Below are 26,055 nucleotides of genomic sequence, written 5' to 3'. Positions count from 1 at the left end.
CTTCTGGAAACATTTTGAATCAATAAGCGCAAGGGTTCGGCTGAGCAGCGCCCTTTTCCATGCTGGGGAATGAGCCCCGGGATTGGGGAAATCCGGGTACAAAAAAAACCGCTGCCCCCGAAGGAGCAGCGGTTTTTTGAAGGACTGCGTTAAGGCTTAGTAGCCCAGTGCGAAGTCTTCTTCTTTCATGTCCATCAGGTTGTTGGCGCCCGACAGCATGGTGGCCACGTGTGTACGGGTACGCGGCAGGATGCGCTGGAAGTAGAAGCGCGCGGTTTGCAGCTTGGCGGTGTAGAACGCCTCGTCGGTGGTACCGGCAGCCAGTTTTTCAGCAGCCAGACGCGCCATGTCAGCCCAGAAGTAGGCCAGGCAGGCGTAACCGGAGTACATCAGGTAGTCCACGGAGGCCGCGCCGACTTCTTCGCGATCTTTCATGGCGGCCATACCGACCTTCATGGTCAGCTCGCCCCACTCTTTGTTCAGTGCAGCCAACGGTGCGACGAATTCTTTGACGGCTTCGTTGCCTTCGTTGTTCTGGCAGAACTTGTGAACGATCTTGGTGAAGCCCTTCAAAGCCTCGCCCTGAGTCATCAGCACCTTACGGCCCAGCAGGTCGAGTGCCTGGATGCCGGTGGTGCCTTCGTACAGCATCGAAATGCGGCTGTCGCGAACGTTCTGCTCCATGCCCCACTCGGCGATGAAGCCGTGGCCGCCGTAGATTTGTACGCCGTGGTTGGCGGATTCGAAACCGACTTCGGTCATGAACGCTTTGGCGATCGGAGTCATGAAGGCCAGCAGTGCGTCGGCTTTCTTCTTCTCTTCTTCGTCCACGCCGTATTTGACGATGTCGACCTGTTTGGCGGTGAAGTACACCATCGCACGGTTGCCTTCGGCGAATGCCTTCATGGTCAACAGCATGCGGCGTACGTCCGGGTGAACGATGATCGGGTCAGCCGCTTTGTCCGGCGCTTTCGGGCCAGTCAGGGAACGCATTTGCAGACGATCGCGAGCGTATTTCAAGCCGCCCTGGAAGCCGATTTCGGCGTGGGCCAGACCTTGCAGCGCGGTACCCAGACGTGCGGTGTTCATGAAGGTGAACATGCAGTTCAGGCCTTTGTTCGCCGGGCCGATCAGGAAACCGGTCGCACCGTCGAAGTTCATCACGCAGGTCGCGTTGCCGTGGATGCCCATCTTGTGTTCGATCGAACCGCAGGTCACAGCATTGCGTGCACCGACGGTGCCGTCGGCGTTCGGCAGGAACTTGGGAACGATGAACAGCGAGATGCCTTTGGTGCCGGCCGGTGCGTCCGGCAGGCGGGCCAGCACGATGTGGACGATGTTGTCGGCCATGTCGTGTTCACCGGCCGAGATGAAGATCTTGGTACCGGAGACTTTGTAGGAACCGTCGGCCTGAGGTTCGGCCTTGGTGCGCAGCATGCCCAGGTCGGTGCCGCAGTGCGGTTCGGTCAGGCACATGGTGCCGGTCCATTCGCCGGAGACCAGTTTGGTCAGATAGGCTTCTTGCTGCTCTGGGGTGCCGTGTTCGGAGATGGTGTTCATCGCGCCATGCGACAGGCCCGGGTACATGCCCCACGACCAGTTGGCTTCGCCGACCATCTCGCTGACGGCCAGACCCAACGACTCAGGCAGGCCCTGACCGCCGTGCTCGACGTCATGCGCCAGGCTTGGCCAGCCGCCTTCCACGAATTGCTTGTAGGCCTCTTTGAAGCCGGTCGGGGTTTTCACGCCGGACTCGCTCCAGGTGCAGCCTTCGGTGTCACCCACTCGGTTCAGCGGTGCCAGCACCTGCTCACAAAACTTGGCGCCCTCTTCGAGAATGGCGTCAACCATGTCCGGCGTTGCTTCTGCGCACGCTGGAAGGCTCTGATAGTGCGCTTCGTAGCCGAGCAGTTCGTCACGAACGAAGCGAATATCACGCAAGGGGGCCTTGTAGTCAGGCATAGCGATAAACCTCTGCTGATGTAACCGGGAATGAACGACCGCGTTGATTTGTTGTGACGGTCAAACAGTTGTTTGAAACATACGTTTACGCCGAAATCTTGTCAAGCGTCGTTCTTTTGCCATTCGTCATCACATTTTCTGAACGCCGGACAGAGCAATACGACATGCGCCCGACCGAGGCATGTGCACTGAAAAAAGATTAGTTGAGGGAGAAGGACTTACAACGAAAAACGCCGCGAACAGTCGCGGCGTCTGGCAAAGCGCAGGTCAGAAAATCAGGCGAAGGTATCGATGATCGTACCGAGCACTTCGTCGGAAGCCTTGGCGACTTTCACACCCAGTTCCGCTTGAAACTTGCCTTGGGCCATCTCGACCATGTTGCTGGCCCGATCCGATTGCTGGGCGCGGTCCACAGAACGCAGACGATCGACCTGCACCTCCGAAGACTGACTGGTGACCGAACGCTCGATGGTGCTGCTGGCGATCTGGCTGGCGGCCTGGTCGACGCGGTTCTGTCCGGTCTGAATGGTGCTCAGACCTGCATAAAAAGCTGTGTTTCCAGAGATTTCCATGGGAGCTCTCATCCTTGGGAAGGATCAATGGATGCCATTGAACCAGAGGCGCCAGAAAAACACCCGTCAAAAACACTAATGGCACAGTGCCTTGCCATAGCCAAAATCAGTCGAGCAGATCCAGTTGCAAGTGATCGGCAACCGCTTCGGCGCTGACCGCCTTGAGTTTCGGCACTCGCCCCAGGCACGGCGCCGGAATTCGCTCGGCGAGTGTCGCGAGGTTTTCTTCAAGCCGCGACGTCTTCGGATCAATGATGTTCGCCACCCAACCGGCCAGTTGCAGGCCGTCCCGGGCAATCGCCTCGGCAGTCAGCAATGCATGGCTGATGCATCCCAGACGCACACCGACCACCAGAATCACCGGCAGCTTCAGCGCGATGGCCAGATCCGAGAGATTGTCCTGATCCGCCAACGGTACCCGCCAACCACCCGCGCCTTCGATCAGCGTGAAGTCGGCGTTCATGGCCAGAATCTCGCGCATCGGCGCCAGCAACGATTGCACGGTCAGCGCCACACCGGCCTCACGCGCTGCCAGATGCGGCGCGATCGCCGGCTCGAACGCCACCGGGTTGACCTGTTGATACGTCAGCGGCAACGAGCATTCGGCCTGCAACGCCAGCGCATCGGAGTTGCGCAAACCTTTGGGCGTCACTACACAACCGGACGCCACCGGTTTGCCCGCCGCCGTACTCAGCCCCGCCGACCGCGCAGCGTGCAGCAACCCGGCGGCCACGGTGGTCTTGCCAACGTCGGTGTCGGTTCCGGTGATGAAATAGGCTGCGCTCATAAGGGTTTCTCCAACACGGCGTAGACCACCTGATAGGTCGCCGGCAGTCCCGCAGGCTGGCGGAACTGCTCGTAAGCCTCGACCAAGCCCAGAATCCGCGCCCGCCCGGTCAATCCGCCCGGCCGACCGGGGTTCAGGTTATGCGCGCCCAAGGCCTTGAGTTCATGAGTCAGGCTGCGCACATCCGGGTAATGCAGCACATGCGGCCGGTTCTCCAGACAAACACTGCGCAAGCCACTGGCCGCGCACAATTGCTCATAACGTGCGAACTCGCGGAAACGGTTGACGTGCACCAGGCCGTCTACCTGACGCCAACTGTCGCGCAGTTCGTACAGCGTCCCTGCACAAAGACTAGCAAACGCGAAAATCCCCCCAGGTTTCAGCACTCGAAACGCTTCGCCGAGCACCGCTTCAAAGTCCGCGCACCATTGCACGGCGAGGCTGGAGAAGATCAGATCACACGTTGAATCCTGCAACGGCAAACGCTCGGCATCGCCAGCGATGAAGTGCGTGGCGCCGCCCAACGGCCGGGCGTGATTGAGCATGCCCTCAGCGATATCCAGCGCCAGCCCCTCACCAAATCGCTCGGCCAGCGCCCGTGTGAAATACCCTGTGCCACAGCCGAGATCCAGCCAGCGTGACGACCGAAAACCCACCGGCAAGCGATTCATCAACTGTGTACCGACATTGCGCTGCAACTCGGCGACGCTGTCATAGCTGGCTGCCGCGCGAGAAAAAGAAGCCGCGACCTGGCGCTTGTCAGGCAAGCCGCCGGGCAACGCAGCAACAGACAAATCAGTCATCACCACACTCACTTAAAAACGCCTGGATCGCACCCGCTACACCGTGGGGGTCCTCCAGAAGAAACGCATGGCTGGCCTGCTCGATCAGACCCACTTCGACATCCGCCAGCAACGCGAACAACTCGCCCGCAGACTCCGCCGGCACCAACCCGTCCAGCCCACCAAACAAATGCAGTTGCGGGCCACGAAACGCCTGCAAGGCTTCCCGCGTATCGATCTGCGCCAACAATTCCAGACCCGCCATCAAAGCGGCCGGCGAAGTATTCGGCGCGCCGCCGAGCAACAACCGCGACAAGCCGCGCGCATCTTGCGCGCCTTGGGCGCAGAGCAAAGAAAATCGCTTCAGGGTCGCCCGCGGATCAGCGCTGCAACCGGCAAGAAACGCATCGAAGGTCTCGCCGGGCATCGCACAAGGCCACTGTTCATGAGCGACAAACGAAGGATTACTCGCCAGGGTCAGCAAGCCGCAGCAATGTTCGCCACGCCGCGCCGCCAGCTCCGAAGCGAGCATGCCGCCCAGCGACCAGCCGCCGAGCCAGGCATCTTCGGGGATGCGCTCATCGAGTTCGTCGAGCCAGTCTTGCAGATCGCTGGAATCCAGCTCCGGCAACGGTTCGATGTCGACCTGCAGGTGTTCATCGAGTCCACGCAACGCAGCGGCCAGCGGCTCCAGCGGCGACACGCCGAGCCCCCAACCCGGTAGCAGAATCAGACGATCACGCATGGCTTGGCTCCGACTTGAGTTTGGCAAAGCAATCGGCCAGTCCTTCCAACAATAGCTGCACCTGCGCCTCGCTGTGGGCGGCGGTCAGCGTCACCCGCAACCGCGCACTGCCGGCGGGCACGGTCGGCGGGCGGATCGCAGTGACCATCAGCCCACACTCGCGCAGCATCTGCGATAGACGCACGGCGCGACCGGCATCGCCGATCAGGATCGGCTGGATCGGCGTGAAGCTGTCCATCAGTTCCAGACCAATCTGCTCGGCGCCGTGGCGGAACTGGCGGATCAGCGTGCGCAGATGCTCGCGACGCCAGTGTTCGCTGCGCAGCAGTTCCAGACTTTTCAATGTTGCACAGGCCAGCGCCGGCGGCTGGCTGGTGGTGTAGATGTACGGACGGGCGAACTGGATCAGGCTTTCGATCAGCTCTTCACTGCCCGCGACGAACGCACCCGCCGTGCCGAACGCTTTGCCAAGAGTCCCGACCAATACCGGCACATCCTCCTGGCTCAAACCGAAATGCTCGACGATCCCGCCACCATTCGCGCCCAAAGGACCGAAGCCGTGGGCGTCATCGACCATCAACCACGCGCCTTTGGCCTTGGTTTCCCGGGCCAGGGCCGGCAGATCGGCAAGGTCGCCGTCCATGCTGAACACGCCGTCAGTGACCACCAGGGTATTGCCGGTGGCTTTCTCCAGACGCTTGGCCAGACTGTCGGCGTCGTTGTGCAGATAACGATTGAAGCGCGCGCCGGACAACAATCCGGCATCCAGCAACGAGGCATGATTGAGCCGGTCTTCCAGCACCGTATCGCCCTGCCCGACCAATGCGGTGACCGCGCCGAGGTTGGCCATGTAACCGGTGGTGAACAACAACGCGCGAGGCCGTCCGGTGAGGTCGGCGAGAGCTTCTTCCAAAGCGTGATGCGGGCCACTGTGGCCAATCACCAGATGCGATGCGCCGCCGCCGACACCCCAGCGCTCAGCACCGGCGCGCCAGGCCTCGATCACTTGCGGGTGATTGGCCAGGCCCAGGTAATCGTTGTTGCAGAACGCCAGCAACGGCTGACCGTCGACCACCACTTGCGGCCCTTGTGGGCTTTCAAGCAATGGGCGCTGGCGATAAAGATTTTCGGCACGACGGGCAGCAAGGCGTGCGGCGAGATCGAAAGACATGCAGGCCTCGACATTCAAGTGACACAGATCCCCTTGTGGGAGCGGGCCTGCTCGCGAGGAGGCCTTCACATCCGACATCAATGTCGACTGAAGCACCGCTATCGCGAGCAAGCTCGCTCCCATAGGGGTTTGCATTCCTTCAGAGGAATCCGCGCAGGTTTTTACACCGCCGCGTTGTAGAACTGCTCGCTGCTCTTCTGCTCCACCAGCGCCTGCTCGATGGCGGCCTGATGCACTTCGTCGGCATGCTCTTCGCGGGCTTCCGGCTGAATGCCCAGACGCGCAAACAGCTGCATGTCCTTGTCGGCCTGCGGGTTGGCGGTGGTCAGCAGTTTGTCGCCGTAGAAGATCGAGTTGGCGCCGGCGAAAAACGCCAGGGCCTGCATCTGCTCGTTCATTGCTTCGCGGCCGGCGGACAGGCGCACGTGAGATTGCGGCATCAGGATGCGCGCCACGGCGAGCATGCGGATGAAATCGAACGGATCGACGTCGTCGGCGTTTTCCAGCGGCGTGCCGGCGACTTTCACCAGCATGTTGATCGGCACCGATTCCGGGTGCTCCGGCAGGTTGGCCAACTGGATCAGCAGGTTGGCGCGGTCATCGAGGGACTCGCCCATGCCGAGAATGCCGCCGGAGCAGATTTTCATCCCCGCATCGCGCACGTACGCCAGGGTTTGCAGGCGCTCGCTGTAAGTGCGGGTGGTGATGATGCTGCCGTAGAACTCCGGCGAGGTGTCGAGGTTGTGGTTGTAGTAGTCGAGCCCGGCCTTGGCCAGCGCTTCGGTCTGATCCTGATCGAGACGACCGAGGGTCATGCAGGTTTCCAGGCCCATGGCCTTCACGCCTTCGACCATCTTCAGTACGTAAGGCATGTCCTTGGCCGACGGGTGTTTCCACGCCGCGCCCATGCAGAAGCGGGTTGAGCCGATAGCTTTGGCGCGGGCAGCCTCTTCGAGGACTTTCTGCACTTCCATCAACTTTTCTTTTTCCAGCCCGGTGTTGTAGTGACCGGACTGCGGACAATATTTGCAATCTTCCGGACAGGCGCCGGTCTTGATCGACAACAGGGTGGAAACCTGGACGCGGTTGGCGTCGAAATGCGCGCGGTGCACCGTCTGCGCCAGGAACAGCAAGTCGTTGAATGGCTGAACGAAGAGTGCTTTGACTTCGGCCAAAGTCCAGTCGTGACGCAGGGTGGCAGTGGTGCTGGCGCTCATGGGCGTTTCCTTGGTTATGCTTGGCTGGCGCCTGGGGAAACGGAATACCCACAGGCACGACACGGATGTTCGGCATATTTAAGGAAGAGTCATGCGCTGTCAACCACACTACAAAAGTCCGGTTTACATCTGGTTAAAAAACAAACAACGCTGTTTGTTGTGCGACGAACCGGTAGACGGGCAAATCCCGATCTGCACTGCCTGTGAAACCGATCTGCCGTGGCTGGGCGATCAATGCGTGACCTGCGCCCTGCCCCTCGCCGCCAGCCTGACCTGTGGTGCCTGCCTGCAGGATCCACCGGCCTTTGAACAAGTCGCCGTGCCATGGACTTACAGCTTTCCCATGGACACGCTGATCACCCGCTTCAAGCACAACGGCAAATGGCCGCTTGGCCACTTGCTCGCCGACGTTCTCGGCGAGTTCCTGCAACATCGCTTCGAGGAAGACCTGCCTCGCCCGGACGCCCTGCTGCCGGTGCCGCTGGCACCGAAACGCCTGCGCCAGCGCGGCTTCAATCAAGCGGCGATGCTGGCGCAGTGGCTGGGCAAGTCACTCGACCTGCCTTGCGAGGAGCACAACCTTTTGCGCGTGCAGGATACCGACGCCCAGCAAGCCCTCAATGCCAAGGCACGTAAAAGCAATCTGCGACACGCCTTCGCCCTCAGTCCCGATGCCCAGGTGAAAGGCCGGCACTTGGCCCTGGTCGACGACGTGCTGACCACTGGCGCCACCGCCCAGGCGCTGGCCCGTTTGCTGATGAACGCCGGCGCCGCGCGGGTGGATGTGTACTGCCTGGCCCGCACGCCAAAACCCGGCGACCCGGCTTGACGGATACGCCTCGAGCCGCCAACGTCCTCCCTCAACCCTTCAGCAAAGCGTCCGCCATGTCCTTGCCCACCCTGTTGTCCCAGCACATCGTCCGCCGTCCGCAGCGCATCGCCTTGCTGCAGCACATCGCCGAACAGGGCTCGATCACCCGCGCCGCGAAAAGCGCCGGCCTGAGTTACAAGGCGGCGTGGGATGCCATCGATGAGCTGAACAACCTCGCGCAAAAGCCTCTGGTCGAGCGCGCGGTCGGCGGCAAGGGCGGCGGTGGCGCCAAACTGTCGAGCGAGGGCGAGCGAGTGCTGCGCCTCTATCAGAAGCTGCAAGCCTTGCAGGCCCAGGTACTTGAAGCCGCCGAGGATGCCAGCGATCTGGACCTGCTCGGTCGGCTGATGCTCAGGACCAGCGCGCGCAATCAACTGCACGGCAAAGTCGTGCAGATCGAAGGTCAGGGCCGCAACGATCTGATCCGCCTTGAGCTGGCCGAAGGTCTGTCGATCGACGCGCAGATCACCCACGACAGCACTGTGCACCTGGAGCTGCAACCGGGCACGGAAGTGGTGGCGCTGATCAAGGCCGGCTGGCTCGAACTGCTCGCGCCCGAGGCCACGCCTGCCGTCGGACACAACCTTTTGAACGGTCGGATCGAGGCGATTCTCGACGCCGAAGACGGCCCCAGCGAAGTACGCATCGCCCTGCCCAATGGCCAGACCCTTTGCGCGCTGGCCGAACCGCTGGACTTGCGCAGTCGTGGTCTGAAGGTCGAGCAACCGGTGCAGGTGCAGTTTTCCCCATCGAATGTGCTGCTGGGCACACCGCTCTGACAGCGCTGCAACGAAAGCGTCATCGACCCGCATTAAGGTGGCTGCCAAAACCATGCAGGGAGCCTGATGTGAGCCTATTAGAAGAAAACCAATCCACAGACCTGGAAAAAATGGTCGGCCTGAGCCGTCGCGGTTTCATCAGCGCTGGCGCGCTGTGCGGCGCGGCGATGTTCCTCGGCGGCAACCTGCTGAGTCGCAGCGTACTGGCCGCCAGTGTCAGCGCCGGCAACAGCCGTTTGCTCGGTTTCGACAGCATTCCGGCCGCCACCACCGACACTATCAGCCTGCCCAAGGGCTACAAGTCGTCGGTGCTGATCAGCTGGGGCCAGCCACTGCACAAGAACGGCCCGGCCTTCGACCCGAGCGGCAATGGCACCGCGGCTGCGCAGGAAGTGCAGTTCGGCGACAACAACGACGGCATGAGCCTGTTCGAATTCCCGGGCGAGAAAAACCGCGCGTTGATGGCGATCAACAATGAATACACCAACTACCGCTACCTCTATCCGCACGGCGGCCTGCCGCAATCGGCCGAAGACGTGCGCAAGGCCCTGGCCTGCGAAGGTGTGTCGGTAATCGAAGTCCAGCGCAAGAACGGCCAGTGGCAGTTCGTTCAGGGCTCGCGCTACAACCGGCGGATTCACGGTAACTCGCCGCTGCGGATCAGCGGCCCGGCCGCCGGCCACGAGCTGATGAAAACCAGCGCCGACAAGCATGGCAAGAAAGTCCTCGGCACCTTCCAGAACTGCGCCAACGGCAAGACGCCGTGGGGCACTTACCTGACCTGCGAAGAGAACTTCACCGACTGCTTCGGCAGCAGCAACGCCCAGCAGCAGTTCGACCCGGCGCAGAAACGCTACGGCGTGACAGCCGCCAGCCGCGAGATCAACTGGCATCCATTCGATCCGCGCTTCGACCTGGCGAAGAACCCGAACGAGCTGAACCGTCACGGCTGGGTCGTGGAAATCGACCCGTTCGACCCGCAATCGACCCCGGTCAAACGCACCGCCCTCGGTCGCTTCAAACATGAAAACGCCGCACTGGCCGAGACCGACGACGGTCGCGCCGTGGTCTACATGGGCGACGACGAACGCGGCGAGTTCATCTACAAATTCGTCAGCCGCGACAAGATCAATCATCGCAACGCCAAGGCCAACCGCGACATCCTCGATCACGGCACGCTGTATGTGGCCAGGTTCGATGCCGGCGACGGCAATCCGGATCACCCGAAAGGCCAGGGCCAGTGGATCGAGCTGACCCACGGCAAGAACGGCATCGACGCCAGCAGCGGTTTCGCCGATCAGGCCGAAGTGCTGATTCACGCGCGTCTCGCCGCCAGCGTGGTCGGCGCCACGCGCATGGACCGTCCGGAATGGATCGTGGTCAGCCCGAAAGACGGCCAGGTTTATTGCACCCTGACCAACAACGCCAAACGCGGCGAGGACGGGCAACCGGTGGGCGGGCCGAACCCGCGCGAGAAGAACGTCTACGGGCAGATCCTGCGCTGGCGCACCGACCGCGACGATCACGGTTCGAAAACCTTCGCCTGGGATCTGTTCGTGGTGGCCGGCAACCCGAGCGTGCACGCCGGTACACCGAAGGGCGGCTCGTCGAATATCACCCCGCAAAACATGTTCAACAGCCCCGACGGTCTCGGTTTCGACAAGGCTGGCCGACTGTGGATTCTTACCGACGGCGACTCGAGCAACACCGGTGATTTCGCCGGGATGGGCAACAACCAGATGCTCTGCGCCGATCCTGCGACCGGTGAGATTCGCCGGTTCATGGTCGGACCGATCGGTTGCGAAGTCACCGGGATCAGCTTCTCGCCGGATCAGAAAACCCTGTTCGTCGGGATTCAGCACCCGGGCGAAAACGGCGGTTCGACCTTCCCCGAGCATTTACCGAACGGCAAGCCGCGCTCATCGGTGATGGCAATTACCCGTGAGGATGGCGGGATCGTCGGCGCCTGATCGGGCGACGTTCTGATCGTTCCTGTGCGCTGCACGGGAACGATCCCACTCAAGACAGCCCGTCTGCGCTACCATGCCGAGCCGGACGCAGCAGCCTGCTGCGCGCAGGAGTCAGCATGGCCCACCCGTTTGAAACCCTCACCCCAGACCTCGTGCTCGATGCCGTCGAAAGCATCGGTTTCCTGAGCGACGCGCGCATTCTGGCGCTCAACAGTTACGAAAACCGCGTCTATCAGGTCGGCATCGAAGACTCCGAACCGCTGATCGCCAAGTTCTATCGCCCGCAGCGCTGGACCAACGAAGCGATTCTGGAAGAGCACCAGTTCACCTTCGAACTGGCTGACGTCGAAATTCCGGTGGTGGCGCCATTGATCCATAACGGTAAAACCCTGCACGAACACGCCGGCTTTCGTTTTACCCTGTTTCCCCGTCGCGGCGGCCGGGCGCCGGAGCCGGGCAATCTCGATCAGCTGTATCGCCTCGGCCAGTTGCTCGGGCGCATGCACGCAGTCGGCGGGACCCAACCGTTCGAGCACCGCGAAGCGTTGGCCGTGCAGAACTTCGGCCATGACTCGCTGACCACGTTGCTGGAAGGCAACTTCATCCCCAGGAGTCTGCTGCCGGCCTACGAGTCCGTCGCCCGCGACCTGCTCAAGCGTGTGGAGGACGTCTACGCCAACACCCCGCACCGGAACATCCGCATGCATGGCGACTGCCACCCCGGCAACATGATGTGCCGCGACGAGATATTCCACATCGTCGACCTTGACGACTGCCGCATGGGCCCGGCGGTGCAGGACATCTGGATGATGCTCGCCGGCGATCGTCAGGATTGTCTGGGACAGTTGTCGGAATTGATGGACGGCTACAACGAATTTCATGACTTCGACCCGCGCGAACTGGCGCTGATCGAACCGCTGCGCGCCTTGCGCCTGATGCATTACAGCGCCTGGCTGGCACGGCGCTGGGACGATCCGGCGTTCCCTCGCAGCTTTCCATGGTTCGGCAGCGAGCGGTATTGGGGCGATCAGGTATTGGCGTTGCGTGAGCAACTGTCGGCGCTGAACGAAGAGCCGTTGAAGCTTTTCTGACACGACACGTCTATACAACTGCCCGTACAATCGCTGCTTTGTTAGCTGCCTAAGCAAGGATTCTGCATGCAAGCCGCCAACCCGCGTCGCGGGTACATTCTGGGCCTCAGTGCCTACATCATCTGGGGATTGTTCCCGCTTTACTTCAAAGCCATCGCCGAAGTGCCGGCAGTGGAAATCATCATTCACCGGGTGCTGTGGTCGGCGCTGTTCGGCGCGCTGCTGTTGATGGTGTGGAAGCATCCCGGCTGGTGGCAGGAACTGCGCGACAACCCGAAACGCCTGGCGATTCTCGCGCTCAGCGGCACCTTGATCGCGGCCAACTGGCTGACCTACGTCTGGTCGGTGAACAACGGCCGGATGCTGGAAGCGAGCCTCGGTTACTACATCAACCCGCTGGTGAATGTGTTGCTGGGCATGCTGATTCTGGGCGAACGCCTGCGGCGCATGCAGTGGCTGGCGGTCGGTCTGGCAACGGTCGGCGTGGCTCAGCAGGTCTGGCAGGTGGGAAGTCTGCCGTGGGTGTCGCTGGTGCTGGCGCTGACTTTTGGTTTCTATGGGCTGATCCGCAAGCAGGCACCGGTCAAGGCGCTGCCGGGGCTGGTGGTCGAAACCTGGATGCTGGTGCCGATCGCCCTCGCGTGGCTGCTGTTCAATCCGACCGCGACCAGCGCCCAGGCCGAGTTCTGGACGACATCCGAAGCCTGGTGGCTGGTGGCGGCCGGCCCGGTGACACTGGTGCCGCTGGTGTGCTTCAACGCAGCGGCACGGCACCTGCCCTACACCACCCTCGGTTTCCTGCAATACCTGGCGCCGACGTTGGTACTGCTGCAAGCCGTATTGCTGTTCGGCGAACACCTGTCGTCCAGCACGCTGATCGCCTTCATGTTTATCTGGGCCGGCCTTGCGGTGTACAGCGTCGATGCGTGGATGAGCCTGCGCCGACGCAGCTGATCAAAAAACGTACAAACCTCCACAGGCCACGGTTCTCGTGGCCTGTATCGTTCCTTCCCAAGGTTATCCACAGCGTGATCCCCGCCGTTTGTGCGCAAGTCACTGAATGTTGGCGGTTTTTTGATCAGTCCTCGCCAAGCCACGGCTGACGTGGCCTGACGCGCGGTCTCTACAGGTTATCCACAGGCAGGTGCACGCTAAAACTGGATAACCCTTCCCGCGCTCACGGATCGGTACGCAGCACCAGTTCCACCATCAAGTCATCGGCCAGGGTTTCCAGCCGCGATTGCAGAACATCCAGCGACAGGGTCAGCGGCACCGCGAGAATCGCCTCGGCGTGGAACAGCGGTTCGCTGCTCATCGGCGCCGGGCGCACTTCAGTCACCAGGCGTTCGAGGTTGACGCCCTGCTCGCTCAGCAACCGGGTAATGTCGCGCACGATGCCCGGACGATCATTGCCCACCAGTTCCATGGCGATCGGTTTCCAGGTGCAGGCCTGCTCGATACCGCTTTCGGCCACCAGCACGCGAATGCCCTGCGCCGACAAAGCTTGTAGGGCATCGACTAATTCGTCGTAAGCCTCTGCCGGCACTCCCACCCGCAGAATCCCGGCGAACTGCCCGGCCATCCGCGACATGCGGCTTTCCAGCCAGTTACCGCCGTGTTCGGCGATGCATTGGGCGATGCGCTCGACCTGCCCGGGCTTGTCCGGTGCGAAAACGGTGAGTACGAGGTGATCCATGGCGCAGCCCTCTGTCATGACTTTTGTTATAGAAAAGCAAGTATAGGCAAGCGTTCGACAGACGCCTCAGACACTCGAAATCACAAATCGTGTACAACTTTTTATATTTAGCTGGAACAATCCATTGGTTTTTTGAGAACATCCCGTTCCGCGCCGTGACCGCAATGCGTCATGGGGTCGCAGAACGACGTAATTAGTCTGATTTTCACAACCGCAACTCATCATGTAGTATGCCGCAGCGCGCACTACATAACGCTGGATCGATGTCTGCCCAAGGCACGTTCGCAACCCTGAAAGCCCCGTCAGCAAGGCCCCCAAGCCGTTGATTGGTCCCAACCCAGCCGCCAGCGATGGCATGTACTGGTCGAGGGGTTTGTGGTTTAAATGGCCAGAGGCTTCATTGTTAAATTGAAGAGCTGAAAAGCGAAATAGCTGAGCAGAGTGAGGCAAGCAATGACTGAACACGTTCAAGTCGGTGGCCTGCAGGTCGCCAAAGTCCTGTTCGACTTCGTGAACAACGAAGCCATTCCCGGTACCGGCCTCACCGCCGAAAAATTCTGGGAAGGTGCCGACAAGGTCATTCACGACCTGGCGCCGAAGAACAAAGCCCTACTCGCCAAACGCGATGACTTCCAGGCTCGTATCGATGGCTGGCACCAGAGCCGTGCCGGTCAGCCGCACGACGCCGTGGCCTATAAAGCCTTCCTGCAAGAGATCGGTTATCTGCTGCCAGAAGCGGCTGATTTCCAGGCAACGACGCAAAACGTCGATGACGAAATCGCCCGTACCGCCGGCCCGCAACTCGTGGTCCCGGTGATGAACGCCCGCTTCGCCCTCAACGCCTCGAACGCCCGCTGGGGTTCGCTATACGACGCCTTGTATGGCACCGACGCCATCAGCGAAGCCGGCGGCGCGGAAAAAGGCAAAGGCTACAACAAGGTGCGTGGCGACAAAGTCATCGCCTTCGCCCGTGCGTTCCTCGACGAAGCCGCGCCACTGGCGACCGGCTCCCACGTCGACTCCACCGGCTACAAGATCGCTGACGGCAAACTGGTCGTCACCCTCAAGGGCGGCAGCACCAGCGGCCTGCGCAACGACGCACAGCTGATCGGCTTCCAGGGCGACGCCAATGCGCCGATCGCGATCCTGCTGAAGAACAATGGCCTGCATTTCGAAATCCAGATCGATGCCAGCACCCCGGTCGGCCAGACCGATGCCGCCGGCGTCAAAGACATCCTGATGGAAGCGGCACTGACCACCATCATGGACTGCGAAGACTCCGTGGCTGCCGTCGATGCCGACGACAAGGTGGTGATCTACCGCAACTGGCTGGGCCTGATGAAGGGCGACCTGGCGGAATCCGTCACCAAGGGCGGCCAGACCTTCACCCGCACCATGAACCCGGATCGCACCTACACCAAGGTCGACGGCAGCGAACTGACCCTGCACGGCCGCTCGCTGTTGTTCGTGCGCAACGTCGGCCACCTGATGACCATCGACGCGATCCTCGACAAGCACGGCAACGAAGTGCCGGAAGGCATCCTCGACGGTCTGGTGACTTGCCTGGCGGCGATGCACAACCTGAACGGCAACACTTCGCGCAAGAACACCCGCACCGGTTCCGTCTACATCGTTAAACCGAAGATGCACGGCCCGGAAGAAGCGGCGTTCACCAACGAGCTGTTCGGTCGCATCGAAGACGTGCTGGGCCTCAAGCGCAACACCCTGAAAGTCGGGATCATGGACGAGGAACGCCGCACCACGGTCAACCTCAAGGCCTGCATCCAGGCGGCCAGCGAGCGTGTGGTGTTCATCAATACCGGTTTCCTCGACCGCACCGGCGACGAAATCCACACCTCCATGGAAGCCGGCCCGATGGTGCGCAAGGCTGACATGAAGGCCGAGAAGTGGATCGGCGCCTACGAGAACTGGAACGTCGATATCGGTCTGAGCACCGGCCTGCAAGGTCGTGCACAAATCGGTAAAGGCATGTGGGCGATGCCCGACCTGATGGCAGCGATGCTGGAACAGAAAATCGCTCACCCGATGGCCGGCGCCAACACTGCCTGGGTTCCATCGCCGACCGCCGCTGCGCTGCACGCGCTGCACTACCACAAAGTCGACGTGTTCGCCCGTCAGGCCGAGCTGGCCAAACGTGCCCGCGCTTCGGTCGATGACATCCTGACCATTCCGCTGGCGGTCAACCCGAACTGGACTCCGGAGCAGATCAAGAACGAACTGGACAACAACGCCCAGGGCATTCTCGGTTACGTGGTGCGCTGGATCGACCAGGGCGTGGGTTGCTCGAAAGTGCCGGACATCAACGACGTCGGCCTGATGGAAGACCGTGCGACGCTGCGTATCTCCAGCCAGCACATTGCCAACTGGCTGCGCCACGGCATCGTGACCGAAGCGCAAGTGATGGAAAGCCTCAAGCGCATGGCGCCGGTGGTGGACCGTCAGAACGCCAACGATCCGCTGTACCGTCCGCTGGCCCCGAACTTCGACAGCAACATCGCCTTCCAGGCGGCGGTCGAACTGGTGATCGAGGGCACCAAACAGCCGAACGGCTACACCGAGCCGGTCCTGCACCGTCGTCGTCGCGAGTTCAAGGCTGCCAACGGCCTGTAACCTGCGCTGATGCCGGAAATGAAAAAGCCCTGATCTTTCGATCAGGGCTTTTTTGTTTGCGCCGCACTGGCTAAGGCTCGATGCCCAGCTCATGCCTGACCAGTCCAAGCAACTTGGCCGTATCGATCGGCTTGAGCAGAAAGTCCACAACGCTCAAATGCATCGCCGCAATCGCATCCTTCACGTCCGCATCGCCCGAGACGATGATGATCGGCATCGCTGCCCGTACCGATTCACGCACCTGCCGAATCAAGTCCAGCCCGCCGACATTGCCCATCCGCAGATCAGTGATTACCAGGCCAATGGAAGGTTTTTCTTCAAGCATCTTCAGTGCGGACTCGCCGCTGGCCGCAGTCAGGCAGCGAATGCCATCCAGTGCCAGGATCTCCGACAACAACTCGCGGGCATCCTTGTCGTCGTCGACGATCAGTACCCGCTGCGGCGGCAGATCGGGTTCCAGCATGACGGCGCTGAGTGCTTCGCGCTCGGCGTCGCTCAAAATATCGTGGTCGGACATGGCGTTCTCTACGTTTTCAAAATCGATCCCCTGGCACAGTGGTCAGACATCGCTGGGCAGAGCTTAAATGTGCACTTCGTCGGATTTTTTTCCAAGGGGCGAACCGAAGAATTTCCGACTGATTTTGTAGGGCATATCCGAAAACTCCCCAATGGCATGCCAAACCTAGACTTACGTCCAATGGGCACCCCGCGCGATGGGGTCGACCATGGCTGCAACGATCCGACAACAACAATTCGAAAAAGACTGCGGTAATGGTTATGAGTAAAGCGGACGCCTTCACCCAGGCAGGGAAAACCGCGGTGTTGCAGAACATTCAGGGCACTTTGCAATTTCTCCAGCGCTTCCCCCCATTCAATCAAATGGAACATGCCCACCTGGCCTACCTGGTGGAGCAATGTCAGCTGCGCTTCTACGGTCAGGGCGAGAGCATCATCAAACCTGCCGACGGGCCGGTCGAACACTTCTACATCGTCAAGCAGGGCCGGGTGGTCGGCGAGCGTCCGCATACGGCCAAGGGCGGCACCGAAACCACGTTTGAAATCACTACCGGCGAGTGTTTTCCCCTCGCCGCGCTGCTCGGCGAACGGGCGACCCGCACCGAACACCTGGCCGGCGAAGACACCTTCTGCCTGCAACTGAACAAACTGGCATTCATCAAACTGTTCGCCCTCTCCGGCACCTTCCGTGATTTCGCCCTGCGCGGGGTCAGCAGCCTGCTCGATCAGGTCAATCAGCAAGTCCAGCAAAAAGCCGTGGAAACCCTCGGCACCCAATACTCGCTGAACACCCGTCTCGGCGAATTGGCCATGCGCCATCCGGTGATTTGCAGCCCTGCCACCCCACTGCGCGAAGCAGTGAAGCTGATGCACGAACAACAGGTCGGCAGCATCGTCGCGGTGGACGAACACAAGGCGCCGCTGGGGATTTTCACCCTGCGCGACCTGCGGCATGTCGTGGCTGAAGGGGTTGGCGATTTCAGCGAGCCGATCGAACGGCACATGACCCGCTCGCCGTTCTATCTGTCGCCGGATCACAGCGCCTTCGACGCGGCGATTGCCATGACCGAACGGCACATCGCTCACGTATGTCTGGTCAAGGATCGACGTCTGTGCGGCGTGGTTTCCGAGCGGGACCTGTTCTCGCTGCAACGGGTCGATCTGGTGCACCTGGCACGGACCATTCGCAGCGCCCAACGGGTTGAACAACTGGTGACCCTGCGCGGCGAAATCGGCCAACTGGTGGAGCGCATGCTCGCTCACGGCGCATCTTCCACCCAGATCACCCACATCATCACCCTGCTCAACGATCACACCGTGAGCCGGGTTATCGAACTGACCCTAGCCGAAAAAGGCGATCCGGGCGTGCCATTCAGTTGGCTGTGCTTCGGCAGCGAAGGCCGGCGCGAGCAGACCCTGCACACCGATCAGGACAACGGCATTCTGTTCGACGCGCGGGATGCAGCGCATGCGGCGGAGATTCGCGGCAAGTTGCTGCCGATCGCCCAGCAGATCAATAACAGCCTGGCGCAATGCGGCTTCACCCTGTGCAAAGGCAATGTCATGGCCGGCAATCCGCAGCTGTGCCTGTCCCGCGCCGAATGGGCCCGACGCTTTGCCGCGTTCATTCGCGAGGCGACGCCGGAGAACCTGCTGGGCTCCAGCATTTATTTCGACCTGCGGGTGGTCTGGGGTGATGAACAGGGCTGCGAGCAATTGCGCCGGGGAATTCTCGATCAGGTCGGCGACAACCGGCTGTTCCAGCGGATGATGGCCGAGAACGCCTTGCGCAACCGCCCGCCGGTCGGCCGCTTCCGTGAGTTCGTGCTGACGAAAAAGAACGGCGAGAAAGCCACGCTGGACCTGAAAATCCAGGGCCTGACCCCCTTTGTCGACGGTGCCCGTCTGCTGGCGCTGGCCCATGGCATCGACGCCAACAACACCCTCGAACGCTTCCGCCAGCTGGTGGATAAACAAGTCATCGACCGGCTGGATGGCGCCGCGTACGAAGAGGCCTACCATTTCATCCAGCAAACGCGCATGCAGCAGCATCAACTGCAGAGCCGGGAAAACCTGCCGTACTCGAACCGGGTCGATCCCGACAGCCTCAATCATCTGGACCGGCGCATCCTGCGTGAATCCCTGCGCCAGGCCCAGCGCCTGCAAAGCAGCCTGACCTTGCGGTATCAGCTATGAGCCTGTTTTCGTGGATGCGCCCGGCCAGCCCCGTTGTGCCGGTCGACTTGCAACAACGCCTGACGAAACTCCCGGCCATCGGCGAACTGCGCGAATGCAGCCTGCGCGAACAGCGCTGGGTGGTGCTGGATCTGGAAACCACCGGGCTGAACCTGAACAAGGATCGGGTGCTGTCGATCGGCGCGGTGGTGATCGAGGACGGTGCGATCGACTTCAGCCAGCAGTTCGAACGCACCCTGCAATGTCGCGAGCTGAAACTCGGCCCGAGCGTGTTGATTCACGGCCTGGCCCCGAGCGCGATTGCCGCCGGCAGCGAGCCCACTGAAGCTCTGGTCGAGTTGCTGGAGTTTATCGGCGACAGTCCGGTGCTGGCGTTTCACGCCTCGTTTGACCAGCACATGCTCGGCCGCGCATTGAAGGAACATCTGGGGCACAAGTTGCAGACGGTGTTCCTCGATGTGGCGCAGATCGCTCCGCTGCTATGCCCGCAGGCACACATTCGCGAGGCGGGGCTGGACGAGTGGATCGACTGGTTCAAGCTCGAAGTGTTCGAGCGTCACCATGCAAGTGCCGATGCGCTGGCCACGGCGGAACTGGCGCTGATCCTGTTCAGCCGGGCACGCCAGCAGCAGATCCATAGCCCGCTGAATCTGCAGCAACGCCTGAGTCAGTGGAAACGCCGCCAACAGACGCATTCGTTCTGAATCCGGGTTGTCGCCCGACAACCCGACCGGTGGCCAATTGCTAACCATTCCCACCTCTGCCACAATCGCGAACAATTCTCGTTAGTTAACACTTCCCAGTCGGTGTCGTCGTGTCTTCAGCCCAAAGCCCTCACAGTGAGCTCGTCGGTGCGTTGTATCGCGACCACCGCGGCTGGCTGCTGGCCTGGCTGCGCCGCAACGTGGCTTGCCCGCAACGCGCCGAAGACCTGAGCCAGGACACCTTCGTGCGCCTGCTCGGCCGCGACGAGTTGCTGACGCCCCGCGAGCCCCGCGCGTTTCTGGTGGCAATCGCCAAAGGCCTGCTGTTCGACTACTTCCGCCGTGCAGCGTTGGAACAGGCGTATCTGGCCGAACTGATGCTGATCCCCGAGGGCGAACAGCCCTCTGTCGAAGAACAGCAACTGATCCTCGAAGACCTCAAGGCCATCGACCGCATGCTTGGCAAGCTGTCGACCAAGGCCCGCGCCGCTTTCCTCTATAACCGTCTCGATGGCCTGACTCATGCCGAGATCGCCGACAAACTCGGTGTGTCGGTCCCGCGCGTGCGCCAATACCTGGCCCAGGGCATCCGCCAGTGCTACATCGCGCTGTACGGTGAGCCGACATGAGCCCGGCCAGTTCCCGACCGGTTCCGGCCCATGTGCTGGACGCGGCGATTGCCTGGCAATTGACCCTCGATTCCAGCACGCCACTGGAGCGCGAAGAGTTCGCCAAATGGCACGCGGCCAACGAAGAACACGCACGCGCCTGGCGCCAGCTGGGCATGCTCGACCAGCGTTTGAGCGTGGCCAATGGCCCGGCGCGCAGCGCATTGCTGCAATCGCGCGAAGGCATTCGCCGTCGGGTGCGCAAGCTGGGCAGCGGGCTGGCCAGTGTTGTCGCGGTGATCGGTCTGGCGTTGTTTGCCGGCGAACGTTATCTGCCGCTGGATTACTGGCTCGCCGACCAACGTACCGCCACCGGCGAACAGCGCACCGTGCGCCTGGCCGACGGCACCGTGCTCAACCTGAATACCCACAGCGCGGTGGATGTCCGCTTCAATGAAAAGCAGCGGCTGATCGTGTTGCAGGAAGGCGAAATTCTCGTCGAAACCGGGCACGGCGATGCGCGGCCGTTCATCGTTGAAACCGCCGAGGGCAGCATGCGCGCCCTGGGCACGCGGTTCCTGGTCAAGCGCGAAGACGCCGGCACCCGTCTGAGCGTGCTGCAATCAGCGGTCGCGGCGCATCCGCAATCCGATCCGAAGGAACAGATCCTGCGCGAAGGCCAGCAAGTGCTGATCCGCCACAACGGTCTGGATTCGGTGCTGGCGCTCAACCCCGGCGCCGATGCCTGGACCCGCGGCATGCTGGTGGTGGACAACGCGCGCCTGGAAGACCTGGTGCATGAACTCGGTCGTTATCGTCGCGGCCATCTGGGTATTGCGCCGGACGTTGCCGACCTGCGCATCACCGGCAGCTTCCCCCTGCACGACACCGACAAGGCGCTGAACGCCTTGCTGCCGACCCTGCCGGTGCAGATCGAGCAGCACACACCGTGGTGGGTGACCGTGGCCAAGGCTGATCCGAAGCCCTGACACCACCGCGTTGCCTGCTCGCCCCCATGAAAACGGACTTTCTGCTGACTCGCGCAGCGATGTCGTTCGCTAATCGAAATTATTTTCATCCAGCCCTATCACTTTTCGAATCTCGTCCGGCACACAGGCAATTGAGAAATATTTCCATTCAGGAGCCGCCGTATGTCCCGTTCGCTAGACACCTTGTTGCGCCCCAGTTTGCTGGCGGTCGCCATCGCCCTTTGCACCCCGCTGGCCAGCAGCCAACTGATCGCCGCTGAACAGGCGTCGAGCATGCGCGCCTACAATCTGCCGGCGGCCCCGCTGTCGACCACCCTGAACCAGATCGCCAGCCAGGGCGGCCTCACGCTGTCGCTGAACCCCTCGCTGGCGGCGGGCAAGACCTCGGCGCCGGTCAACGGCCAATATGACGCGGCCGGCGCCCTGCGCGCGGCCCTGCGTGGCACCGGTCTGCAACTGGAACAGAGCAGCGCCGGCACTTACACCCTGGTCGCCGTGCCGGAAGGCGTGATGGCTCTGCCGGAAACCTCGGTGATCGGCGTGGAAAACTATGAAAGCGCCTGGGGCCCGGTCGAAGGCTACACCGCCACTCGCACCGCCGCCGGCACCAAGACCGACACCGCGCTGGTCGAGGCGCCGCGTTCGATTTCGGTCGCCACTCGCCAGCAAATGGAAGACCGTGGCGTGCACAGCCTCGATGACGCCGTGCGCTACATGCCGGGCATCACCGCCAGCAGCTACGGCAGCGACACCCGGATCGACTGGCTGCGCGTGCGCGGTTTCGAACCGACCCAATTCCTCGACGGCCTGCCGCTGCCTCGCGGCATTTATGCCAACCCGAAACCGGAAACCTGGAACCTCGACCGCCTCGCCCTGCTGCGCGGCCCGGCTTCTTCGGTATACGGCCAGACTCCGCCGGGCGGACTGCTGGACATGGTCAGCCGTCGTCCAAGCGATGTGCAAAGCAGCGAAATCCAGTTGCAGTACGGCAGCGACAACCACCGTCAGATCAACTTCGCCAGCACCGGCAAGATCGACGACGCCGGTCAGTTCCTGTATGGCATCAGCGGCGTGGTGCGTGACAGCGACACACAGATCGACCACATCGAAAACAAGCGCTACAACATCGCCCCGAGCCTGACCTGGAACATCGACGAAGACACCAGGCTGACCTTGCTCTCGCAGTTCACCCGCGACGATACCGGTGTCACCAGCCAGTTCTACCCGATCCAGGGCACCAAGATCGGCATGCCGTTCGGCAAGATCTCCCATCACAAGAACCTGGGCGATCCTGACTACGACTTCTACGACCGCACTTACTACGCGCTCGGCTATGCCTTTGAACACCGCATCAACGACGTTTGGCAGTTCAAACAGAATCTGCGTTACACCAAGTCCGACCTGTCGTTCCAGACGGTAACCGTCAACAGCTACAACCCATCCTTCGCCGGCTTCACCGTCGACGATCAGGGCAATGTCGGTCGCGGTACCACCAACGTCGATGAGGACATCAGCCAGTTCGCCGTGGACAACAACTTCCAGGCGGACTTCGCCACCGGCGATATCCGTCACACCTTGCTGCTCGGTCTCGACCATCAGCGCAGCAACGACAACTACACCTCGATCTTCGGCTCCGCACCGGACATCAACGTCAACAACCCGGTCTACGGCCAGACGATCATTCGTCCACCGCGTTCCTCGGCGTTCTATGACTACAACCAGAAAACCTACCAGAGCGGCCTCTACGTGCAGGACCAGATGGCCCTGGACCAGTGGCGCCTGACCCTGGGCGGCCGCGAAGACTGGGTGCACACCAGCACCAGGTTCTTCAACAAAGGCGACGCCACCAACACCCAGCGTGACAAGGCGTTCAGCGGTAACGCGGCGATCAGCTATGTGTTCGACTCGGGTTTCGTGCCGTACCTGTCGTACGCCGAATCCTTCCAGCCAACCAGCGGCGCCGATGCCACTGCCACCGACTCGTTCAAGCCGACCGAAGGCAAGCAGTGGGAACTGGGTATCAAGTACCAGCCACCGGGCAGCAAGACTCTGCTCAGCGCAGCGGTGTATGACCTGACCCAGAAGAACGTCTCGGTCAACTCCATCGTCAACAACGTGACCATCACCAGCCAGACCGGTGAAGTGAAAGTCAAAGGCCTGGAGCTGGAAGCCGTCTCCGACGTTACCGATAACCTGAAAGTCATCGCCGCCTACACCCTGGCCAAATCCGAAGTGCAGAAAGGTGTCGACAAGGGCAACCGTCTGCAACTGATGCCGAACCAGCAAGCCTCGCTGTGGACCGACTACACCTGGCACAGCGGCGTGCTCGACGGCTTCGGCATCGGCGGCGGTGTGCGCTACACCGGCAACACCTACGGCGACAAGGCCAACACCTGGCTGGGCAAGGCGGACGCCTACACCGTGTTCGACGCCGCTGTGCATTACGACCTCGGCCGTCTGGACAACAGCCTCAAAGGCGCGTCGCTGGCACTCAACGCGACCAACCTGTTCGACAAGGACTACATCTCCACCTGCGACGGCTTCTATTGCTACTACGGTGACCAGCGTAGCGTCATCGCCAGCGCCACCTACAAGTGGTAAGCGCCTGAGCTGAAACAGGCCCTGCAACCAGGCCGTTCCTCGTGGACGGCCTGGGTGTTTTTGAAGGTCATGAAATGAAAAGTAAAACAATCCGTCGCTGGTCCTTCGTCCACACCTGGACCAGCCTCATTTGCACCGTGTTTTTGCTGCTGTTGGCCCTGACCGGCCTGCCGCTGATTTTCCATCACGAAATCGACCACCTGTTGGGCGATGCGCCCGAGTTGCGGGTGATGCCGGCGGACACGCCGCATCTGAACCTGGCGCAACTGGTCGAAGCGGCGGAGAAGCATCGGCCCGGTGAAGTCGTGCAGTATTTCGGCTTCGAAGACGACGAGCCGAATGCAGTGCTGACCATCATGGCCAAGACCGCCGGCACCGAGCCCAACTCCTCGCACACCTTCATGCTCGATGCGCGTACCGGCGAAGCGCTGGAGATGCCATCGGCCAACGGGGGGTTGATGCTGTTCATCCTGCGTCTGCACGTCGACATGTTCGCCGGGCTGCCGGGCAAGCTGCTGCTGGCGTTCATGGGCTTGCTGTTCGTAGTTGCGATCGTGTCCGGCACGGTGTTGTACCTGCCGTTCATGCGCCGTTTGAAGTTCGGCACGGTGCGCCAGGACAAATCCACCCGCCTGCGCTGGCTCGACCTGCACAACCTGATCGGCGTGGTGACCCTGACCTGGGCGCTGGTGGTGGGTGTGACCGGCGTGATCAGCGCCTGCGCCGATCTGCTGATCGCCGCATGGCGCGCCGATGCGCTGACCACCCTGATCGCGCCCTACCGCGATGCCCCGCCGCTGACGCAACTGGCCCCGGCCACCCGGGTGCTGGACATCGCCGCAAGCGTCACACCGGAGATGAAGCCGGACTTCATCGCATTCCCCGGCACCCGCTTCTCCAGCGAGCACCATTACTCGGTGTTCATGAAAGGCGGCACTCACCTGACCTCGCACCTGCTGACCCCGGTACTGATCGACGCCAGCACCCTGCAAGTCACGGCGGTGGCAGAACGACCGTGGTACATGGACGCCATGGGCATGTCGCAGCCGCTGCACTTCGGTGACTACGGTGGCATGCCGATGAAAATCCTCTGGGCCACGCTGGACGTGCTGACCATCATCGTCCTCGCCAGTGGCGTGTATTTGTGGGTGGTACGGCGCAAGGCTGCGAAACCGGTACTGGAAGCGGCGGAGGCCTCTGCATGAAGCCGCGTCAGTCGAATTTCTGGAAGGTCTTCAGCACGCCGCTGGTGATCGCGCTGCTGAGTGCGGCGGGCCTGTTCGCGGCGCTGCTGGGCGACGGGATCTGGGATGGCTTGAGCTGGATTGGCCTGGGCGTTCCGGCCGCCATTGCCCTGCGCGGATTGCTGCAACGTCGCTGAACGGCTTGAGCCTGACGGGCAACGCGCTATGCTGCCCGTCATTGCCCCTGACCGAGACCCTGCCGATGTCCGCTCCCAGCATGACCCTGTTCCACAACACCCTGTCCCCGTTCGTGCGCAAAGTCATGGTGCTGCTGCACGAGACCGGCCAGCAGGATCGCGTCGCGCTGCAGGACTGCGTGCTCAGCCCTGTCAGCCCGGACGCCGCCCTCAACGAAGACAACCCGCTGGGCAAGATCCCGGCCCTGCGCCTGGCCGACGGCAACGTCATCCATGACAGCCGGGTGATCCTCGATTACCTCGACCACCAGCACGTCGGCAACCCGTTGATCCCCCGCGACGGCTCGGCCCGCTGGCGGCGCCTGACCCTGGCCTCGATGGCCGACGGAATCATGGACGCCTCGGTCATGGTGCGTTACGAGCAAGCGCTGCGTGCCCCGGAAAAACACTGGGACGAATGGCTCGAGGCCCAGCGCGAGAAAATCCGCCGCGCCCTCGCCCTGCTGGAGCGCGACGCGATTGCCGAGCTGACCTGCCACTTCGACGTCGCCTCGATCAGCGTGGCCTGTGCGCTGGGTTATCTGGATCTGCGCTTCCCGGATCTGGGCTGGCGTGACGCCAACCCGCAGCTGGCCAACTGGTTCTTTGAAGTGAGCCAGCGGCCGTCGATGATTGCGACCATGCCGAAGGTCTAGGCCGACTGTTCCGGCCCCTTCGCGAGCAAGCTCGCTCCCACACTGGTCCTGGATGCGACGGAGCAATCTGAAGCAACACCCTTCCTGTGGG

Annotated in this window: 23 protein-coding genes; 14 read left to right on the top strand and 9 right to left on the bottom strand. The window is 61.8% G+C overall.

Annotation, left to right across the window (positions count from 1 at the left end):
• Window positions 1-156: 156 nt before the first annotated feature.
• The 7 genes from AC1MDC_RS10110 to bioB all read right to left on the bottom strand — a co-directional run bounded on the left by AC1MDC_RS10110 (window position 157) and on the right by bioB (window position 7,236).
• Entirely contained in the window at window positions 157-1,962 is a 1,806-nt protein-coding gene (locus AC1MDC_RS10110) for a phenylacyl-CoA dehydrogenase (protein ID WP_074692190.1), read from the bottom strand.
• A gap of 275 nt (window positions 1,963-2,237) precedes the next feature.
• Entirely contained in the window at window positions 2,238-2,534 is a 297-nt protein-coding gene (locus AC1MDC_RS10105; protein WP_480392937.1) for a pyrroloquinoline quinone biosynthesis protein PqqE, read from the bottom strand.
• Window positions 2,535-2,640: 106 nt separating this feature from the next.
• Window positions 2,641-3,321: a dethiobiotin synthase gene (gene bioD / locus AC1MDC_RS10100; RefSeq protein ID WP_085697738.1), complete on the bottom strand. Its 681-nt coding sequence runs from the start codon at window positions 3,319-3,321 to the stop codon at window positions 2,641-2,643.
• Window positions 3,318-4,124, bottom strand: coding sequence for a malonyl-ACP O-methyltransferase BioC (bioC, locus tag AC1MDC_RS10095; protein WP_480392936.1), 807 nt, complete (start codon window positions 4,122-4,124; stop codon window positions 3,318-3,320). The genes bioD and bioC overlap by 4 nt, the downstream gene beginning before the upstream one ends.
• Window positions 4,117-4,848, bottom strand: coding sequence for an alpha/beta fold hydrolase (locus AC1MDC_RS10090; protein ID WP_085697740.1), 732 nt, complete (start codon window positions 4,846-4,848; stop codon window positions 4,117-4,119). The genes bioC and AC1MDC_RS10090 overlap by 8 nt, the downstream gene beginning before the upstream one ends.
• A complete protein-coding gene (gene bioF / locus AC1MDC_RS10085) occupies window positions 4,841-6,019 on the bottom strand; it encodes an 8-amino-7-oxononanoate synthase (RefSeq protein WP_480392935.1) in 1,179 nt (392 codons plus the stop codon). The genes AC1MDC_RS10090 and bioF overlap by 8 nt, the downstream gene beginning before the upstream one ends.
• A gap of 161 nt (window positions 6,020-6,180) precedes the next feature.
• Window positions 6,181-7,236, bottom strand: a complete 1,056-nt coding sequence (gene bioB / locus AC1MDC_RS10080; protein WP_480392934.1) for a biotin synthase BioB — start codon at window positions 7,234-7,236, stop codon at window positions 6,181-6,183.
• A gap of 91 nt (window positions 7,237-7,327) precedes the next feature.
• Here bioB and AC1MDC_RS10075 point away from each other — a divergent pair, with 91 nt between their 5' ends.
• From AC1MDC_RS10075 to rarD, 5 genes are all read left to right on the top strand, one after another.
• Complete coding sequence (locus AC1MDC_RS10075) at window positions 7,328-8,065, top strand: double zinc ribbon domain-containing protein (protein WP_480392933.1); 738 nt, start codon at window positions 7,328-7,330, stop codon at window positions 8,063-8,065.
• A gap of 56 nt (window positions 8,066-8,121) precedes the next feature.
• A complete protein-coding gene (locus AC1MDC_RS10070; protein ID WP_085702851.1) occupies window positions 8,122-8,886 on the top strand; it encodes a TOBE domain-containing protein in 765 nt (254 codons plus the stop codon).
• Between the two features lie 68 nt (window positions 8,887-8,954).
• Window positions 8,955-10,856, top strand: coding sequence for a PhoX family protein (locus AC1MDC_RS10065; protein WP_085697744.1), 1,902 nt, complete (start codon window positions 8,955-8,957; stop codon window positions 10,854-10,856).
• 116 nt (window positions 10,857-10,972) lie between these two features.
• Window positions 10,973-11,947 (top strand): serine/threonine protein kinase, encoded by a 975-nt coding sequence (locus AC1MDC_RS10060; protein WP_085697745.1) that lies wholly within the window; start codon window positions 10,973-10,975, stop codon window positions 11,945-11,947.
• 66 nt (window positions 11,948-12,013) lie between these two features.
• Window positions 12,014-12,901 (top strand): EamA family transporter RarD, encoded by an 888-nt coding sequence (gene rarD, locus AC1MDC_RS10055; RefSeq protein WP_085697746.1) that lies wholly within the window; start codon window positions 12,014-12,016, stop codon window positions 12,899-12,901.
• 223 nt (window positions 12,902-13,124) lie between these two features.
• Here rarD and AC1MDC_RS10050 read toward each other — a convergent pair whose 3' ends face one another.
• Window positions 13,125-13,643: a glycine cleavage system transcriptional repressor gene (locus AC1MDC_RS10050; protein WP_007959830.1), complete on the bottom strand. Its 519-nt coding sequence runs from the start codon at window positions 13,641-13,643 to the stop codon at window positions 13,125-13,127.
• A 453-nt stretch (window positions 13,644-14,096) separates the two neighbouring features.
• On the opposite strand from AC1MDC_RS10050, the gene AC1MDC_RS10045 reads away from it, so the two are divergent.
• Window positions 14,097-16,274, top strand: a complete 2,178-nt coding sequence (locus AC1MDC_RS10045) for a malate synthase G (RefSeq protein WP_227233716.1) — start codon at window positions 14,097-14,099, stop codon at window positions 16,272-16,274.
• A gap of 70 nt (window positions 16,275-16,344) precedes the next feature.
• On the opposite strand, the gene AC1MDC_RS10040 is transcribed toward AC1MDC_RS10045, so the two are convergent.
• Window positions 16,345-16,791 (bottom strand): response regulator, encoded by a 447-nt coding sequence (locus AC1MDC_RS10040; RefSeq protein ID WP_085609066.1) that lies wholly within the window; start codon window positions 16,789-16,791, stop codon window positions 16,345-16,347.
• Between the two features lie 254 nt (window positions 16,792-17,045).
• Here AC1MDC_RS10040 and AC1MDC_RS10035 point away from each other — a divergent pair, with 254 nt between their 5' ends.
• The 8 genes from AC1MDC_RS10035 to AC1MDC_RS10000 all read left to right on the top strand — a co-directional run bounded on the left by AC1MDC_RS10035 (window position 17,046) and on the right by AC1MDC_RS10000 (window position 25,964).
• A complete protein-coding gene (locus AC1MDC_RS10035; protein ID WP_085702853.1) occupies window positions 17,046-18,986 on the top strand; it encodes a putative nucleotidyltransferase substrate binding domain-containing protein in 1,941 nt (646 codons plus the stop codon).
• Window positions 18,983-19,690 carry a 3'-5' exonuclease gene (locus AC1MDC_RS10030; RefSeq protein ID WP_480392932.1) on the top strand — a complete coding sequence of 236 codons (708 nt, stop codon included), beginning with the start codon at window positions 18,983-18,985 and terminating at the stop codon, window positions 19,688-19,690. The genes AC1MDC_RS10035 and AC1MDC_RS10030 overlap by 4 nt, the downstream gene beginning before the upstream one ends.
• Window positions 19,691-19,800: 110 nt before the next feature.
• Window positions 19,801-20,319, top strand: coding sequence for an RNA polymerase sigma factor (locus tag AC1MDC_RS10025; protein ID WP_085697750.1), 519 nt, complete (start codon window positions 19,801-19,803; stop codon window positions 20,317-20,319).
• Window positions 20,316-21,287: a FecR family protein gene (locus AC1MDC_RS10020; RefSeq protein ID WP_480392931.1), complete on the top strand. Its 972-nt coding sequence runs from the start codon at window positions 20,316-20,318 to the stop codon at window positions 21,285-21,287. Before AC1MDC_RS10025 ends, AC1MDC_RS10020 begins: the two co-directional genes overlap by 4 nt.
• A gap of 162 nt (window positions 21,288-21,449) precedes the next feature.
• Complete coding sequence (locus AC1MDC_RS10015) at window positions 21,450-23,888, top strand: TonB-dependent siderophore receptor (protein ID WP_480392930.1); 2,439 nt, start codon at window positions 21,450-21,452, stop codon at window positions 23,886-23,888.
• A gap of 74 nt (window positions 23,889-23,962) precedes the next feature.
• Window positions 23,963-25,093 carry a PepSY-associated TM helix domain-containing protein gene (locus AC1MDC_RS10010; protein WP_480392929.1) on the top strand — a complete coding sequence of 377 codons (1,131 nt, stop codon included), beginning with the start codon at window positions 23,963-23,965 and terminating at the stop codon, window positions 25,091-25,093.
• Entirely contained in the window at window positions 25,090-25,269 is a 180-nt protein-coding gene (locus AC1MDC_RS10005) for a hypothetical protein (protein ID WP_085697754.1), read from the top strand. Before AC1MDC_RS10010 ends, AC1MDC_RS10005 begins: the two co-directional genes overlap by 4 nt.
• Window positions 25,270-25,334: 65 nt before the next feature.
• On the top strand, window positions 25,335-25,964 hold the full coding sequence (locus tag AC1MDC_RS10000; protein WP_085697755.1) for a glutathione S-transferase: 630 nt from the start codon (window positions 25,335-25,337) through the stop codon (window positions 25,962-25,964).
• Window positions 25,965-26,055: the final 91 nt, after the last annotated feature.

This window comes from Pseudomonas sp. 1 (genome assembly GCF_056626735.1).
This window is presented reverse-complemented; position numbering and strand designations above follow the sequence as displayed.